We start from the raw sequence: 15,826 nt of genomic DNA on the forward strand, positions 1-15,826 counted from the left end.
GATTGCGCAGATTGCGCAGATTTTTTTGTGGGAGGCGGCCTGTCTTGCCGCTGCGCGGCAATTCAAGCCGCCGGTATAAGGGGGGAAGGCGCGACGGGCCGTTCCGTGGCGCCGCATTACGCGCATGGTCAGCTGCTGATGAGAAGTGCGAGGGCGGCGACGGCGCCGTTGCTGGTGTCGGCCGGTCGGTCGAACAATTCTGCCGGGGTGAAGGAAAAGAGATCCTGCTGGCCGGCTGGTGCGGGGGTGGCGGCGAGACGCACGGCGACGCCGCCGCTGAGGAGACTGCGGCCGTCGGGCAGTGCTGCCGGTACGGCTGATTCGTAGAAAGCGGTGAACATTTCGTCGGCGCTGCCGTCTTGTAGTCTGGCGATAGCGAAGGCGAGGGCTTCGTGCGGGTTTTGTCGGCCGTAGAAGACCATATGTGGTCCGGCGCAATTGAATTCAATGGCGGCGAGATTGCCGGCGGTGTTTGCGTAGCCGTGGGGGAAGATGAGCGGGCTGGCGAGTCGCGGCCCTTTTTCGGCCAGTTGGGTGAAGAAGGCGAAGGCCGAGCCGAGGGCGCCGTAGCGCGACAGCGAGCTGATGCCGCGGCGGGCCGGCGGGATATCGCCGGGGTCGCCGGCGCCGGCGAGGGTCATGGCGGCGAGGAGGAAAGCGCCGGCGGGATCGAGGTAGCCCTTGACGGAGCTAATGTAGGGCTTGGCGCTGAAATCGGCCAGGAGCTGATTGCGGCCGTCCTGCCATTGGAGCCACTCGGGATGTTCGAGGATTTCCCCGCCCTTGCCGATGTGCCCGGGCAGCACCCAGCCAATTTGCCGCACGTAGACGTTGCGCTGCGTGTCCAGTGCCGGCAGTGTGTCCGCTACGGGCAGGTTCGGGGAGCAGATGACCAATGCGGCGTTGTTGCCACCGATGCCGGCGGAGTTGGTGATGGCGGTCTTGAACTGCTTGGTGACGGCTTTGCGGGGCAGGCAGTTGACGGGTTCGCAGGCCGGGTCGATCTGTTCGTGGTTGATGGTCGGGGGAATGACGCCGTGCTGCATGGCCATGACGGTGATGATGGCTTCGGCCAGGCCGGCAGCGCCCATGAGATGGCCCAGCTGGGATTTGTGAGCGGCAGTCGTGAGAGTGGCGAAACGCGCGCCGAAGAGATTGCGCAGCGCGGCTGCTTCCGTGCTGTCGTTGGCGCTGGTGCTGGTGGCGTGCGCGCAGATGTGCTCGATGGCATCAGGCGTCATGCCGGCTGCGTGCAGGGCGGCTGCCATGACCAGCCGTGAGCCATCGGCGTCCTTGCTGGGCGCCGTCATGTGAAACGCGTTGTTGTTCGTGGCTATGCCCGGGAGCGACGCCAGCGCGGTTGTGCCAGGCGCAGTCGTGAGGACGACTGCTGCTGCGCCTTCGCTGAAAATCGTGCCCGAGCGGCGCTTGTCGAAAGGGCGCATGAGGTCGGTGGTGATGGTGCGCAGATTGCTGAGGCCGCACCAGCAGAATTCGCTGAGGGCGTCGTAGGCGACGACCAGGACGCGATCGGCGCGGCCTGCGGCAAGCATGTCCCGGGCGACGGCTAGTGCGGCGGCGCCGGAGGCGCAGGACATGGATATCTGTGCGTGTGGGCCGCTGCAGCCGAGGGCCGTGGCGGCGTTCTGGATGATGTCGTCGAAGGGCGCGAAGCTGGCGTCGTCCAGGCTTTGCGTGTCCAGGCGTTCGCGCCAGGCCCATTCGAGGCTTTCCATGGGACCGAAATTGGTGGCGAGGACGAGGCCGAGGCGGCGATCGGACTGGCCGGCCTTGGTGGTGCTGCCGGCTTGCGCGAGCGCCTGGGCGCCGGCGTATTTGATCATGGCGGCGGCGATGTCTTCGTCGGGAAAGTCTCCGCGGAGTTTTGCTTCGACATCTGGTGGGAGCTGCCCGGCCATTTTCTGTGCGTAGGGGGCGGGTTCGAAGCGGTCGATGAGCCGGAAGCCGGCGTCGCCGGCGCACATGTGTTGATAGACTTCATTGACGCTGCTGCCGAGGCAACAGACCAGGCCCATGCCGGAAATGCAGGCGTTATTCATAGCGGGCGTTCCTTCCCAATCATCAGCCCATAAAGAGACCGCCGTCGATGGATATCACCTGGCCGGTGATGTAGTCGACTGCAGGCGAACAGAGGAAGCAGACCAGTTCGGCGACCTCGCTGTCGCGGCCGAAGCGGCGAACGGGGATGTCTTTGGCGAGCTCCTGGCGTTTTTTGTCATTGATGGTTGCAGTCATGGCGCTGTCGATGAAGCCCGGGCTGACGGCGTTGACCCTGATGCCGAGACCGGCGAGTTCCCGTGCCGCTGAGCGGGTCAGGCCGACCAGTCCTTCTTTGGCGGCGGCGTAATTGGAACGATTGGCTGAGCCCAAGCGGCCAGCATCGGATGACATGTTGACGATGCGTCCCCAGCGCTGGCGGGCCATGGGCATGGCTACTGCGCGCATGAGCCGGAAGGGCGCCGACAGATTGATGTCCAGGCAGCTCTGCCATTGCTGGTCACTCATGAAAGACAGCGTGGCGTCAGCGAGCATGCCGGCGTTGTTGACGAGGATGTCGAGATGGCCAAAGTGGGCGATGACGTCATCGACCAGCTTTTTGGCACTGTCAGGCGCGGCGAGATCGGCTTGGAAGAGCGCGCAGGCCGCGCCGGCCGCAGTCAACTCTTCCTGCAGGCGGGTGGCGGCCTCGGCGCTGGCGTGGTAATGAATCGCGATGGCGGCGCCGGCGGCGGCCAAGCGTCGTGCCGTGGCCGAGCCAATGCCGCCACTGGCACCGGTGATCAAGGCGACCTTGCCTCGAAGAGGCGCAGCCGGGTCGACGACGACCGGCTGAGACACCGGCACCGGGGCGGCGGCAGGGGCGGGGGGGGCAGCGATAGCGGCAGCGGGTTGTTGCTGCTGTTTGATGAAATCTTCGACGTCTTTGCGGTGAATCATGTCGCGCTTGCAGAAAGCGGCGACGTCGGCGAGATCGACACCGGCCTGTTTGGCGTACATTTTGGCGGCAGGCGCCGCTTTGAAACTGGGTTTTTCTTCGGGAGCGGCTGCTGGGGTGGCCATCAGTGCGCTGACATCGACCTGCATGGCATTTTTGCTGAGGTGCGCGGCCATTCTTTGTTCGTTGGTGCTGGTCATATCCGGCGCGGCGGCTTGAGCCGGTCCGATGGCGCAGAGGATGTAGCCGAGCGGAACAGTGCTTTTTTCCTGCGCGTAGATGGCCAGGATGACGCCGTCCGCCGGTGCTTCGAATTCCACGACGGTTTTGTCGGTGATCAACTCGACGAGGACGTCGCCGGTCTTGACCGTTTCGCCAATGGCACTCAGCCAGGGGCCGATGGTGGCCTCGTCCATATTCTCATAGAGTTTCGGCAGTTCAACCAGGGTGATGTCGTTCGTCATAAAAGGACACTTTCGTTGCTGTTTGACATGGGCGCGAAGCCACGGCGATGATGCGCTGCATGAACAAGTAACGAACAAGTGTCAAGAGCCATTGGGCAAAGACGAAAAAAGAGGGCAGGGGCTTTTTGGAGGAGGGATCGGACGGATCGTCGGTCTGGTTATCGCGGACGGATCGGACGGATCGGACCGATCGGACCGATCAGGTCGATTGATCAGTCGGATCAGTCGGATCAGTCGGATCAGTCGGATCAGCTGGCTTTTATCGCGGACGGATCGGACGGATCGGACGGATCGGACCGATCAGACCGATCAGGTCGATTGATCAGTCGGATCAGTCGGATCAGTCGGATCAGTCGGATCAGCTGTCTTTTATCGCGGACGGATCGGACGGATTGGACGGATCGGACCGATCAGACCGATCAGGTCGATTGATCAGTCGGATCAGTCGGATCAGTCGGATCAGTCGGATCAGTCGGATCAGTGAAAAGGAGTGGCGGTGGGGTGGCTTGCGCCCTATTTTTTGAGTAGTGCGTCCATCCCGGGGTCTGGTTGGGCGCCGGCCTTGATGGCTTTCTGGTACCACTGGCGGGCCTCGTCGAGGCGTGGTGGCTGTGAGGTTGCCATGAGGACGGCGAGATTGTAGGCGGCGTCGCCGTCATTGGGCTGGAGGGTGACGGCGCGTTTGAGCTGGCTTTCGGCGGCGTCTCGCCAGCCGGCGCTGAGCAGCGCCATGCCGTAGGCGCGGACGGCGCCGGCGTTCTTGTTGTCGAGGGCGACGGCGCGGCTGAGCATAGATATGGCCAGGTCCGGTTTGGACTGGCGGACCATGGCGGTACCAAGAGCGAGGAGGGTGTCGGCGTCATCGGGATTTTGTTTGAAGGACTGTTCCAAGTACTTGATGGTTTCGGCGTCATTGCCGGAGGTTGCCGCGATGATGCCCAGGCGTTGCAGGGCCATGGTGTTCTGTGGTTCTTTAGCGAGTACCTGGCTGTAGAACTCCTTGGCGGAATTGGCGTTACCGGCCCGTTCTGCTTCCAGGCCCTGACGCAAGGTTTGATTGATGGCGACCTTCTGCTCGCGTTCTTTGGTGGCGCGGTCGGTTTCCTTGCGAATGAGATCGGCTTCGCTCTTGACGCGTTCCTGCTCGAGGCGGGTCAATTCAGCGGTAACCTGGATGAGCTTGGTTTCCATGTCGGCGAGGTCTTTGGCGCGCTGTTTTTCCTTGTCAGCGAGGGCTTTTTCCAGCTCCTGGCGTTGTTGTTGTTCCTGCTGGGCGCGTTTTCCGAGTTCGTCGAGTTGTTTCATCCAGGCGACTTTTTCCTGTTCGGATCCGGCCATGGCCTGGAGGAGCTGGTTTTTGGCCATCAAGTCGCGTTCCTTGGCCATGAGTTGTTTGTCTTGGTCGAGGAGTTGCTTGTCCTTGTCCTGGAGGCGTTGGTGCAGTGCCTTGACCTCGTCCTGCAGGGCGGTTGAGCCGGCGGTGGTCGCGGGGGCGATGCTTGTCGCTGCGGTTTCGTTGGTGACAGCGGGCTGGCCGGGGAATGCCGCCTTCATTTTTTCGGTGCGCAGTTCATCTTCGAGTTTGGCGACCTGTTGTTTGGCCATGCTCAGCTGCAGGTTTTGTTGTTCCCGTGCTTGGCGGAGCGCACTCAATTCCTGTTCGCGGATTTGTTTTTCCGACGCCAGTTCGCGCAGCTGCTGTTCGAGTTTGCCAGTGTCAGTTCTGGTCTTGGATGCTTCGGCCAATTCGCTTTCCTGGTTGCGGCGTTGTTGCAGCATGCCGGCGATGGCCCCTTCCAGCTGGATGCGCTGGGCGATTTCCTGCTGGAGCTTCTTATCGAGCTCATCGCGTTCGGCGCGGGCTTTCTTTTCGGCGGCTTCGGCGGCGGCGAGTTTGTCCTGCGCGTCCTGGAGCTGCTTGGTTTTGGCTTCGGCGGCGGCGAGTTTTGCCTGGTATGCGTCGCGTTCCTTTTCCAGGCGGGTGCGGGCTATCGCTTCTTGTTCGGCCTTGCTGCTGGTTGTTTTGATGGCCTCTTCGAGTTCGCCAATGCGTTTGGCCAGGGCTGAGCCTTGTTCGTCCTTGCTGCGGAGGGACTGGCTCAACTTTTCTTCGGCGAGAGCCTTGTTGGTCGATTGTGCTTCCAGGGTTTGGATTTTGGCAGAGAGTTCAGCGATGGTGTTTTTGTGCTGGTCGAGCAGGGCGAGTTGGGTTTGTTGGGTCTGTGTGCTGGCGTCGAGATCGGCCTTGGCGACGTTCAGGCTGGCCTGGACGGCCGCCAGTTCGCGTTTGGCGGCGGCATCGCTTTGGCTAAGACCTTCGAGGGGCTTGAGGGCCTTCTGGGCGGTCGCGAGCTGTTCTTCGAGAGCGCGCCGTTGTTCGGCGGCCAGGCGCTGCTGGTCCGCGAGTTGTTTTTCCAGGAGCTGTTTTTCCAGTTCGAGGCGATTGACGGCGGCGAGCTGGGTACTTTGCGTTTTGCCTTGGCTCTCGGCGGCGAGTTTTTGGTTTTCTAGTTGTTTGGCTAGTGCCAGCTGCTGTTGTTCGACGAGCGTCTTTTGCTCGGCGAGTTGCTGTTGCAGGCGTTCCTTTTGGTTTTCGGCGTCCTTGAGGACCTCCGCGAGGCGGGTTTGCAGAGCCTGTCGTTGTGCGAGTAGGTCATCGCGTTCGGCGGCGCGTTGTTGATCGCTCCGGCTGAGCGCGGCGAGTTTTTGCTGGCTGGTGGCGAGTTCCTGCGCGGTGGCCTGGTGCGTGGCCTCGAGTTTGGCGAGCTGGTCTTGGCTGCCGGCAAGTTTGTCGTTCAAATCTGCCAGTTGCTGTGTCAGGGCCTTTTTGCTATTTTCATTATCGGTGATGACCCTAGTCATTTCGGCGATGACGTTTTCCTGGCGGGTGGTGAGGGCGGTTTGCGCCAGCAGCTGTTGGGCCTGGGTGGCCATTTCCTTGCGCAGTGCGTCCCGCTGGGCGTTGCTGGCGGCGATTTGTTGGGCGAGGGCGCTGCTGCTGTCAGCGCTGTTGCGTTGTTGGACGGTGAGGGCGTTGACGTCGGCGACCAGCTTGAGGTTCTGTGCTTCGGCTTGAGCGAGTCGGCCCTTGGTGCGTTCGAGCTCGCCGAGGAGATTGGCGCGGGCTTCTTCGAGGGTGATGACTTTGGCGCGGTCACCTTCGAGCTGCTGCTGTCTCCCGGCCAGGTCGCTGGCCAGTTGTTGTGCTTGGGCTTTGGCTTCGGCCAGCTGAGTGTTGAGGGCGGCGACTTCGCCGCTGAGGGCCTGAATTTTCTTGCGGGCGGAATCGGCGCTGGCGCTTATGCTTTGTTTTTCGGCTTCGCGTTCGGCGATGACGCGGTCCTTGAATTGGCGGAGCTCGGCGAGTTCAGCGGCCATGGCGGCCTTTTCTTGCTGGAGGCCGCTGGTGGCCTGGGCCTGTTCGCGGCTGGTTTTCTCGGCGAGGGCCAGTTTGGCTTCCAGTGCGGCGAGCTGGATTGTTTGCTTGTTGATGGTTTCTGCTTGTGCGTCGAGAATTTCCTGGTTGGCTTTTGCGGCGGTATTCAGGCCGCCGAGCTGGGCGCGGGCATCGTCGAGTTGCCTGGTCAAATCGGCGACCTGGGCTTTACCGGTGGCGATGGCGTCAGCTTGTTGGGTGTTGGTGGTTCTGAGGGTGTTGATGTTTTCCTGAGCAACGCGCAACGCCTCTTCGGCGCGGGTGAGTTTGGACTGCAGCTCCGCGCCGGCGCTGAGTTTGGCCACCTGGTCGAGGGCCTCTTTGAGTCGCAAGTTGAGGCGGACGGCCTCGTCTTCCAGAGTTTTCTTTTCGGCGCTGAGGGTGGCGACGGCGGCTTCAAAGGCGCCGGATTTTTGCGCCGCGGTCTGCATGTTGCCCAGTGATTCGCTGAGGGTGCCGACGCGGGTTTTGAGTTCGTCGAGGGACGTCGTGAGCTGCTGGATTTGTTCGGCCTGGCGGGCGGTGAGGGCAATGAGGTCTTCCTTGGAAAGCTCGGAGGTATCGCTCTGGTACTTTGCCTCGAGTTTTTCGATTTGCTGCTGGCAGTAGGCAATACGGTATTTGAGCAGGGTCGGGTTCCAGTTGGGATATTTGTGCTGCACGTTTTCAAAAATGTCCAGCGCTTCCTTGTAGAGACCGGTGGCGACGACCACGTTGTTGCTGGCGACGGCCTTGTCGCCGGACTCGAGTTTGACATAGCCGGTCATCCATTCGGCACGGGCGCTGTCCTTTTCATCCGCAGTCAGCGATAGTGCCGACAAGGCCAGGAAGGCCGAAAGCAGAATGGCGTGGATACGGCGGGAAATGCGGGTGGTGTTGATTATTTTCATGGCATCCTCGTTGGCGTATGGCGCGATGATTAGTGACGCGTGGCTGACTGGTGGTTAACACCAACGCCCGGGTAGCGGGGGCGGTGGTGCGGTTTGCCGGGGTATATACGGCATATTCTGGGGTGCCGGAGACAATTAGGCTTCAAGTTAGTACGAAAATGTCGTCCCTGCAACAGGTGGCTAATCTTTTTCCGAAAAAGCGCGTAATCGGTCAGTGTACACCCCGGCGCTTCGCTGGGACAATTTGCAGGAAACCCACGGCCAGTCGCCGCCAGCCATTACCCATAGGTGGCTAACCAGGCAGTGGATTTCATAGGAGCAATGCTCTTCACATAGCATGCGGCAATCGCCGGCGATGAGTTGATTGGTAACCATGCACAAGATCATTCGCCGAGGTTTTGAGCACCGAAGGTGCGCCCTAAGATAGCCCAGGGCAAGCGCCCGCAGGGCGCGTCGCCCTGGGTAAGGTGCCCCATCCCAAAAGAGCCCTGAAGGGGCGGCCTAAAAGACCTGCGACGAAGGGTCACAGCGCAAAATTGCCGCCGCAATCAATGAGTTCCATTGCCTCTTTGGCTCCAGTCAGCTTCGCCGACTGAAGCCAAAGAGGCTGAGGAACACGGACCAATATGGCGCGCTACCCAGGGCGGCGCGTGCCTTCGGCGCTGCTTGCCCTGGGCTGGTATGCTTCGCGCTTTCAGCGCTTCTGCCGCTTCGCGGCGGAAATGCACGACGAGAAAAGGCTGCTTGGTTGAACAAGTGCCATGGATACCGTTAAATGAAGAGCATCGGTTTCATAGGAGTGATTGATAACCAAAACTGTGGTGCCTCTGCGAGGCACTGTCTGATGGCAGGCTGCGTCCCCAGGCTGAAGCCTGGGGTTAAGCATGGTTAAGCGCCTACGGCGCAAAAACATGGATATTGAATGATGGTGGTTTTCGGCCCGAACCTGACAACGCAAGTCGTCAGATCGGCCAAGTGCGGCCCTCCGGACCGAACTTGGCCGATCAGTCTGGTGGTTTGCGACGGGGCGGTCAAAAAGGCCGCAGGAAAACCTGGTATCAATAACTGAGGCATTACGGGGAGATATTGCCCCTGGCGGGTCTGAGCATAGACACTCTTGACATGTGGATTATATTGATTTTTTGCACATTGCCTTTAAGTCCCGAAAAGTCCCGGTTGCGGGGTGCAGCCGGCGTGGTCGGCGTGCGGTCGGGAATAGCGATAACACGGCGTGATTAGCCAGGAAAAGGCGGAGTGACGATGAAGGAAAGCGAAATTTTGCAGCATTTGGCGGATACTGGCGCGTTGCTGACGGGTCATTTTCAATTGCGCAGCGGTTTGCACAGCGACCGTTATTTTCAGGCGGCACAGGTGTTGCAGCAGACCGTGATTGCCGCCAAGCTGTGCGCGGCGATGGCCGATGGCTGGCGCGATGCCGGCGTGGAGACGGTGATATCACCGGCGATCGGGGGCATCATTGTCGGCCAGGAGATTGGTCGCAGCCTGGGCGTGAAGGCGATTTTTGCGGAGAAGGACGAGCAGTCCAACCTGTTGTTGCGACGCGGCTTCAGCCTCCGCGCTGGTGAGCGCGTGTTGGTTGCCGAGGATGTGATTACCAAGGGCGGTCGGGTGCAGCAGACGATTGACCTGGTGCGGCAGTTTGGGGCGGTGCCGGTAGGCGTGGCGACGATGGTCGACCGCAGTGACGGCAGCGTTGATTTCGGCATACCCCTGAAGAGCCTGATTCGACTGACGCTGGCGACCTACGAGCCAACGGCGTGCCCCATGTGCAAGCAGGGCCTGCCCATTGACAAGCCGGGCTCGAAATAAATGACTGCCGCGTGTGATAGCGTCCTATCTCAGGAGTTGACAAGTGGTAATTGAGTGGATTATGAAGAAGCTTTTCGGCAGCCGCAATGCGCGGGTGTTGAAGAGAATGCAGCCGTTGGTTGATCGCATCAACGGCCATTTTGCCTCCTACAGCAGTTTGAGCGACGTCGAGTTGCAGGCCAAGACGCAGGAATTTCGCGAACGGCTGCAGAAGGGCGAGACGCTGGACGACATTTTGTGCGAGGCCTATGCGGTGGTGAAGGACGCGTGCCGGCGTCTGCTGGGCACGAAGGTCGAGGTGACGGGGCATGTGCTGAGTTGGGACATGGTGCCTTTTGACGTGCAGCTGGTCGGCGCCATTGCCTTGCATCAGAACAACATCGCGGAAATGGCCACCGGTGAAGGCAAGACGTTGGTTGCGGTGATGCCGCTGTATTTGAATGCCCTGTCGGGGCGCAACGTGCAGCTGGTGACGGTCAATGACTACCTGGCGCGGCGCGACTCCGACTGGATGGGCCACGTGCTCAAATGGCTGGGCTTGACCGTCGGCTGCATCCAGAACGAAATGACGCCGGCGCAACGCCGCGAGCAGTACGCCTGCGACGTCACCTACGGCACCAACAGCGAATTCGGTTTTGACTACCTGCGCGACATGGGCATGGCCATGAGCCGTGACGAAATGGTGCAGCGTGATCACTTCTATGCGATCGTGGACGAAATTGACAGCATCCTTATTGACGAGGCGCGGACGCCACTGATCATTGCCGGGCCGGCGAAGGTCTCCACGCACATGTTTGACAAGCTCAAGCCGTCGGTATCCACGCTGTTTCGTCAGCAGAGCAAGCTGCTGAACGACCTGATGTCGGAAGCGCGGGACATATTGGCCAAGGAAGACGCCAGTCCGGAGGAGAAGGACCACGCCTACCTGCTGCTGGCCAAGGTCCAGCTGGGCATGCCCAAGCACAAACAGCTCATGCGCTTGATGGAAGAGCCGGCTATCCGTAAGGCCCTGGACAAAAAAGACGCTGAAATGCACAGTGACAACAACCGCGGCTTTCTCCAGGAAGTCAAGGAGACGCTCTATTTCAGCATTGACGAGAAGGGCCAGGAGGCCGAGTTGAGCGAGAAGGGCCGGCAGTTCTTGCGCCCCGGCGAGACCGACGCCTTCGTCATACCGGATTTGCCGACGATTTTCAGCGATATCGACAGCGACAACAGCCTGGATGACAATGCCAAGCTGGAGAAGCGCAAGCAGGCGCAAGCCGAGTATGACAACAAAGCCGAGATCATCCACAACATCTCGCAGCTGTTGCGGGCTTTCTGTCTGTTTGAGAAGGACGTGCAGTATGTGGTGCAGGACAACAAGGTGATTATCGTTGACGAGTTCACCGGCCGGCCGCAGCCGGGGCGGCGTTTCAGCGAGGGCCTGCACCAGGCGTTGGAGGCCAAGGAAGACGTCCAGATTGAGCGTGAGACGCAGACTCTGGCGTCGATCACCATCCAGAATTACTTCCGCATGTACGACAAGCTTGCGGGTATGACCGGCACAGCCGAGACCGAAGCCAACGAGTTCAAGGCGATTTACAATCTTGATGTGGTGGTGGTGCCGACGAATCGTCCCTGCATGCGCAAGGATTCTGACGACCGCATTTACAAGACGCAGCGTGAGAAGTATAAAGCGATCATCGAAGAGATTGCTGATTGCAACAAGCGCGGCCAGCCGGTGTTGGTGGGTACCATTTCGGTTGAAGTGTCCGAGCTGCTCAGCCGGATGCTGCAGCGCCGGAACATCGTGCACAACGTGTTGAATGCCAAGCATCACGAGAGCGAGGCCGAGATCGTCGCCCGGGCGGGCCAGCTTAGTGCGGTGACGATTGCGACGAACATGGCCGGCCGCGGTACGGACATCAAGCTGGGCGCGGGCGTAAAAGAGGCCGGCGGTTTGCATGTGATCGGCAGCGAACGGCATGACTCGCGGCGCATTGACCGGCAGCTGCGCGGGCGCTGTGCGCGCCAAGGCGATCCAGGGTCGTCGCGCTTCTATATTTCGCTGGAAGACAATTTGATGCGGCTTTTCGGGTCGGATCGCGTCGCGTCGATCATGGAGAAGATGGGCTTGCAGGAAGGCGAGGAGCTGTCGCATTCGCTGTTGAACCGCTCGATTGAGGGCGCGCAGCGGCGGGTCGAGCAGCAGCATTTTGCCATCCGGAAGCGCACGCTGGAGTACGACGACGTGATGAACAAGCAGCGGGTGACGATCTACGGCCTGCGCAAGAGCATCCTGCTGGCGGACGATCCGCGCGAGCTGCTGATGGACTTCATCTACACGGCGATATCCGAGAAGATTGATGAGGCCTATGCGGTGCGGATCAAGAATGAAGCGGTAGATTTCAGCGTCGTGCGTGAATGGCTGGCTCGGACCTTCCCCATCGGCTTTGGTGCGGACCTGTTTGACAGCAGTCGCGGGCAGGAAAGTATTGCCAAGGGCATAATGGCGCGCATTGAGGATGCCTACGCCATCAAAGTTCGCATGGAGAATCCCGACGCCCTGCATTGGTTGGAGCGCTACATCATGTTGAGCGCGATGGACGGGGTGTACCAGGAGCATCTGTACGCGATGGACGCGCTGCGCCAGGGCGTGCAGCTGCGGTCTTATGGCCAGCGCGACCCGTTGGTGGAGTACAAGCAGGAGGCCTACGAGATGTTCTCGCGGCTGATGGATACCGTCAAAGACGACATCTGCGCGAACGTGTTCCGTCTGAGCACCATTGCCATCGGCCCGGCAAAGCCCAAGCCGCAGACGGACATCCAGGAAGTCCACGAGGGCTTCAATCCCTTTGAGGGCGCCGGCAGCGGCGGCGCGACCGAGACGGCTGAGCCGCAGCGTGCGGCGATTACGGTGCGGCGCGCCCAGCCCAAGGTGGGGCGGAACGACCCCTGCCCATGCGGCAGCGGCAAGAAATACAAGGCCTGCTGCGGTCGCTGAACAGCGGTTGTGGTAAGGTGATGAATTATGTACCGGGGGAGGCGCTGTCCAGGCAGCGGCCTCCCCGTTTTTGTACCCCAGCAGAACGGTGAAAGAAGGGATGATTGGCCATGGACGAGAAGCCCGAGGGCGTCGAGATGAAGTTTGCGCAGGAGCAGCTGACGGTTGCGATCATTGGCGGTGGGCACGCGGCGGTGCGGGCGGCGGAAGTCGCACGGGAATACGGCCATCGCGTGGTCATCATTGATCGCCATGCGTATCTGGGCGGCAGTCTGGCGGCCTCGCGGCATTGCTGGCTGAAAAATGGCTCCTGCGAGAGCGACATACCGTTGCCGGAGGGCGCGCTGAAGCGCGAGTTGTACGTTCGGGCGCGCGATGCTGGCGCGACGCCGTTGTTGCAGACGGCCTGTGCGGGTGTGATATGTACTGGCATTGCGGTCTGCGGCGTGCTGTTGGTGAGCAAATTCGGGGTCAGGATGCTGCCGGTTGATGCGGTCATTGACGCCAGTGAAGACCAGACGGTAACCAACCACCTGCAAGGGCCGTTGGAGAAACGCGATGCATGCGCGGAATTAATCTTCGAGATCGACCAGGCGCAGGCCTGCACGGAGCGCACGCTGGAACTAAAAACGTGGCCAAACTTGTCTGTGCATCGGACCTTGCGCGAGGGCACGCTGGCGGTGTCGATGTCATTTCGGACGGATTACTACGCTCAGGACCACACCACGACCGACTTGGCGATGCAGATGCGCCAGGCTGCGGTGCAGGTCTTTGCGGACATGCGTGCGACATACCCATGTTTTGAGCAGTCGCGCATCTTGAGCTGCGGCGATGTCCGGCTGACCATGATGCGGCGCGAGGCTGCGCTACGGATGAATTTGGAGACGGTGCCGGGCAATGTCGATTGGGTGCCGACGACGGCCTATATTCGCGAGCTGGAACGCTCGGTTGAGCCGGTGGTGTCGGAGCTGTGCAGTACGCTGGAAAGGCCGATTGTGGCTAGTGGTATCACCGTCTTCAGCTTTGGCAAGCAGCTTGATTACTGCGACGTGCGTGAGGACTTTGACGAGCAGCTCGGGCTGCGTTTTCTGGCGTGCCGGGTACGGCCGCCGGAGAGCTTCAAGACATCGGTGTTGGTTGCTGGCGGCGGCACGGGCGGTGGCATGGCTGTGGCGGCTCTGCATGAGGAAGGCACGGACGCGGTGGTCGTTGATATGAATATGAGTCTTGGCGGGACCTCGACCGTCGGCTTGGTCACGGGCGCCTGGCATGGCTACCAGGATGGCGCCTGGGCCAAGCGCAACGCTGCCATTCGAGCGCTGGCCGAAAAGGAGCACACGGCCTTCCATTTTGCGGCCGCGCGTTACTGGGACAACATCTTTCTGCAGGACGGCCAGCGCCAGCGTTTCTATGGCGGCAGCATGGTTTGTGGCGCCTTCCAGGACAAGGGCCGCGTGGAGCACGTCACAATCTACGGCGAGGCCGGCTTCCGGGGGGGCTCGGCGGAGGTATTCATAGACGCCACGGCTGATGCGGACCTGTGCTATCACGCCGGCATTGCCTACGAACTGGGCGATCCCGACACGGGCTTTGTGCAGAGCAGCAGCCAGTGGGGCAGCGATCCGTGGACGACAAAGAATTTTCAGCACAAGCACTATTTGGCCGACTTGGACGTTGTCCATCCCGACAGCTATGCGGACTGCCTGCGGGGGCTGGGCTTGTCTTACCGCGATAACAGCGACTACCACATTGCGGATATGTTCACTCCGCGCGAGTCCCGGCGCGTGGTGGGCGAGTACGGGCTAAATTTGCGTGACATCGCCTGTCGGCGGCAGTTTAAGGACGTCATTGCCGTGGCGCTCTGTCTTTGCGACAATCACGGTCGCATGAGCGACGATTTGGTGACGGCTGGGCTGCTGGGCAGCGATTTGTATGACGACAAAGAGATACGCGTGCGCATACCGCTGCGCGCATTCATTCCCAAGGGCGTCAGGAACGTCCTGGTTGGCGCGAAGGCATTGGCGGGCGAACGGGACGCGACCTGTTTGTGCCGGATGAATCCGGATATCAGCAACGCCGGCTACGCACTGGGAATGGTGGCGGCCGCCGCCGTGGCCGCCGGCCGCGCGCCCGGCGTGCTGCCGTTGCGGCCCATCCAGGCGAAGTTGCGCGCAAAGAAGGTGCTGCCGGCCTGGGCAGATGACGGCGCGCCCGCGTGGACCACGGATTTCGCCTTCAAGCGCCTGCGCGAAAACAGCAGCGACGGCTATTTCCCGGCGATGGTGTTGGCGGACAAGGCCCTGCTCGATCGCTGCGAACGGCTGCTGCCTGAGGGCGGGCGGGTAGCCGAGCAGGCCGCGATGGCCTTGGCCTGGCATGGCCGGCCAGCCGCGTACGCCGTTCTGGCGGATATGCTGGCGCGGGAGCTGCCCAAAGACGCCGCGTGGGTGGAGGACAAGGGGGCGGCCGGGTGGACTCTGCGCAGTGTCGCCGGCGAGGAATTCAGCAGCAATGAGCGGACCAACTACGGCAAACCGCAGTTGGCGCTGTGTCCGAGCTGGCAGTCCCACGGGCTCATCAACAGCCTGGTGTTTCTGCTGGCGAAAGCGGGCGATGCCCGCGCCGTGGATCTGTTGCTGCCCATCCTGGAGCGGGCCGATGCCGGCAGCGACGAGCTTTCACGCGGTACGACGCCGTACAGCCGCCAGCGCCTCGATGTGCATCGTACGTATTTCCATGAACGCCTGTGGGCACTCGCTCAAGCCTGGCGCATTATGCCGGATAAGCGTGCCGTGACCGGGCTCACTGCGCTGCTGGGCAAGAAATGGCTCGGCGGTTTCACGGTGACGGACGACTGGTGCGACGTGCCGCCCTTCCAGCTCAGCTACCTGGAAGTGATGCTTGCGGCCGCGCTGGCGGCCTGCGGTGGCGATCTCGGCCGCGAACGACTCGCTGCGTATAGCAAGGACGCGCGGGCAATTTACCGCAATATGGCCCGGCGACTGCTGGCCAAGTACGCCGGGTGAAGGGCGTACTTGCCGGAAGTGTTTCCGGTAATCCCCCACTCATTGATATCGGCTTATTCCTGCGGTCTTTTGTTTTCAGCGTCAAAGATCAATTACTCCTATGAAACCGATGCTCTTCATTTAACGGTATCCATGGCACTTGTTCAACCAAGCAACCTTTTCTCGTCGTGCATTTCCGCCGCGAAGCGGCAGAAGCGCTGAAAGCGCGAAACATACCAGCCCAGGGCAAGCGGCGCCG

General features: G+C 61.1%; 8 protein-coding genes. 4 read left to right on the forward strand and 4 right to left on the reverse strand.

Annotated elements, in window-relative coordinates:
- Window positions 1-128: 128 nt before the first annotated feature.
- From J3R75_RS10240 to J3R75_RS10255, 4 genes are all read right to left on the reverse strand, one after another.
- Window positions 129-2,060, reverse strand: coding sequence for a beta-ketoacyl synthase N-terminal-like domain-containing protein (locus J3R75_RS10240; RefSeq protein WP_307261429.1), 1,932 nt, complete (start codon window positions 2,058-2,060; stop codon window positions 129-131).
- A 22-nt stretch (window positions 2,061-2,082) separates the two neighbouring features.
- Window positions 2,083-3,420 (reverse strand): 3-oxoacyl-ACP reductase FabG, encoded by a 1,338-nt coding sequence (gene fabG / locus J3R75_RS10245; protein WP_307261430.1) that lies wholly within the window; start codon window positions 3,418-3,420, stop codon window positions 2,083-2,085.
- A 513-nt stretch (window positions 3,421-3,933) separates the two neighbouring features.
- Window positions 3,934-7,746 (reverse strand): hypothetical protein, encoded by a 3,813-nt coding sequence (locus J3R75_RS10250; RefSeq protein ID WP_307261431.1) that lies wholly within the window; start codon window positions 7,744-7,746, stop codon window positions 3,934-3,936.
- Between the two features lie 180 nt (window positions 7,747-7,926).
- On the reverse strand, window positions 7,927-8,121 hold the full coding sequence (locus J3R75_RS10255) for a hypothetical protein (protein WP_307261432.1): 195 nt from the start codon (window positions 8,119-8,121) through the stop codon (window positions 7,927-7,929).
- A gap of 251 nt (window positions 8,122-8,372) precedes the next feature.
- Here J3R75_RS10255 and J3R75_RS10260 point away from each other — a divergent pair, with 251 nt between their 5' ends.
- The 4 genes from J3R75_RS10260 to J3R75_RS10275 all read left to right on the forward strand — a co-directional run bounded on the left by J3R75_RS10260 (window position 8,373) and on the right by J3R75_RS10275 (window position 15,588).
- Window positions 8,373-8,498, forward strand: a complete 126-nt coding sequence (locus J3R75_RS10260; RefSeq protein WP_307261433.1) for a hypothetical protein — start codon at window positions 8,373-8,375, stop codon at window positions 8,496-8,498.
- 508 nt (window positions 8,499-9,006) lie between these two features.
- Entirely contained in the window at window positions 9,007-9,576 is a 570-nt protein-coding gene (gene pyrE, locus J3R75_RS10265; RefSeq protein ID WP_307261434.1) for an orotate phosphoribosyltransferase, read from the forward strand.
- Window positions 9,577-9,637: 61 nt separating this feature from the next.
- On the forward strand, window positions 9,638-12,562 hold the full coding sequence (gene secA, locus J3R75_RS10270; RefSeq protein WP_307261435.1) for a preprotein translocase subunit SecA: 2,925 nt from the start codon (window positions 9,638-9,640) through the stop codon (window positions 12,560-12,562).
- Between the two features lie 110 nt (window positions 12,563-12,672).
- A complete protein-coding gene (locus J3R75_RS10275) occupies window positions 12,673-15,588 on the forward strand; it encodes an FAD-dependent oxidoreductase (protein WP_307261436.1) in 2,916 nt (971 codons plus the stop codon).
- Window positions 15,589-15,826: the final 238 nt, after the last annotated feature.

The organism is Oligosphaera ethanolica (assembly GCF_030814695.1).
Taxonomy (GTDB): domain Bacteria; phylum Verrucomicrobiota; class Lentisphaeria; order Oligosphaerales; family Oligosphaeraceae; genus Oligosphaera; species Oligosphaera ethanolica.

What these genes read in the sequence shown, in the direction of transcription:
- J3R75_RS10240 (WP_307261429.1), bottom strand. Translation starts at nt 2,060, where the DNA reads ATGAATAACGCCTGCATTTCCGGCATGGGCCTGGTCTGTTGCCTCGGC.
- fabG (WP_307261430.1), bottom strand. Translation starts at nt 3,420, where the DNA reads ATGACGAACGACATCACCCTGGTTGAACTGCCGAAACTCTATGAGAAT.
- J3R75_RS10250 (WP_307261431.1), bottom strand. Translation starts at nt 7,746, where the DNA reads ATGAAAATAATCAACACCACCCGCATTTCCCGCCGTATCCACGCCATT.
- J3R75_RS10255 (WP_307261432.1), bottom strand. Translation starts at nt 8,121, where the DNA reads ATGGTTACCAATCAACTCATCGCCGGCGATTGCCGCATGCTATGTGAA.
- J3R75_RS10260 (WP_307261433.1), top strand. Translation starts at nt 8,373, where the DNA reads ATGGCGCGCTACCCAGGGCGGCGCGTGCCTTCGGCGCTGCTTGCCCTG.
- pyrE (WP_307261434.1), top strand. Translation starts at nt 9,007, where the DNA reads ATGAAGGAAAGCGAAATTTTGCAGCATTTGGCGGATACTGGCGCGTTG.
- secA (WP_307261435.1), top strand. Translation starts at nt 9,638, where the DNA reads ATGAAGAAGCTTTTCGGCAGCCGCAATGCGCGGGTGTTGAAGAGAATG.
- J3R75_RS10275 (WP_307261436.1), top strand. Translation starts at nt 12,673, where the DNA reads ATGGACGAGAAGCCCGAGGGCGTCGAGATGAAGTTTGCGCAGGAGCAG.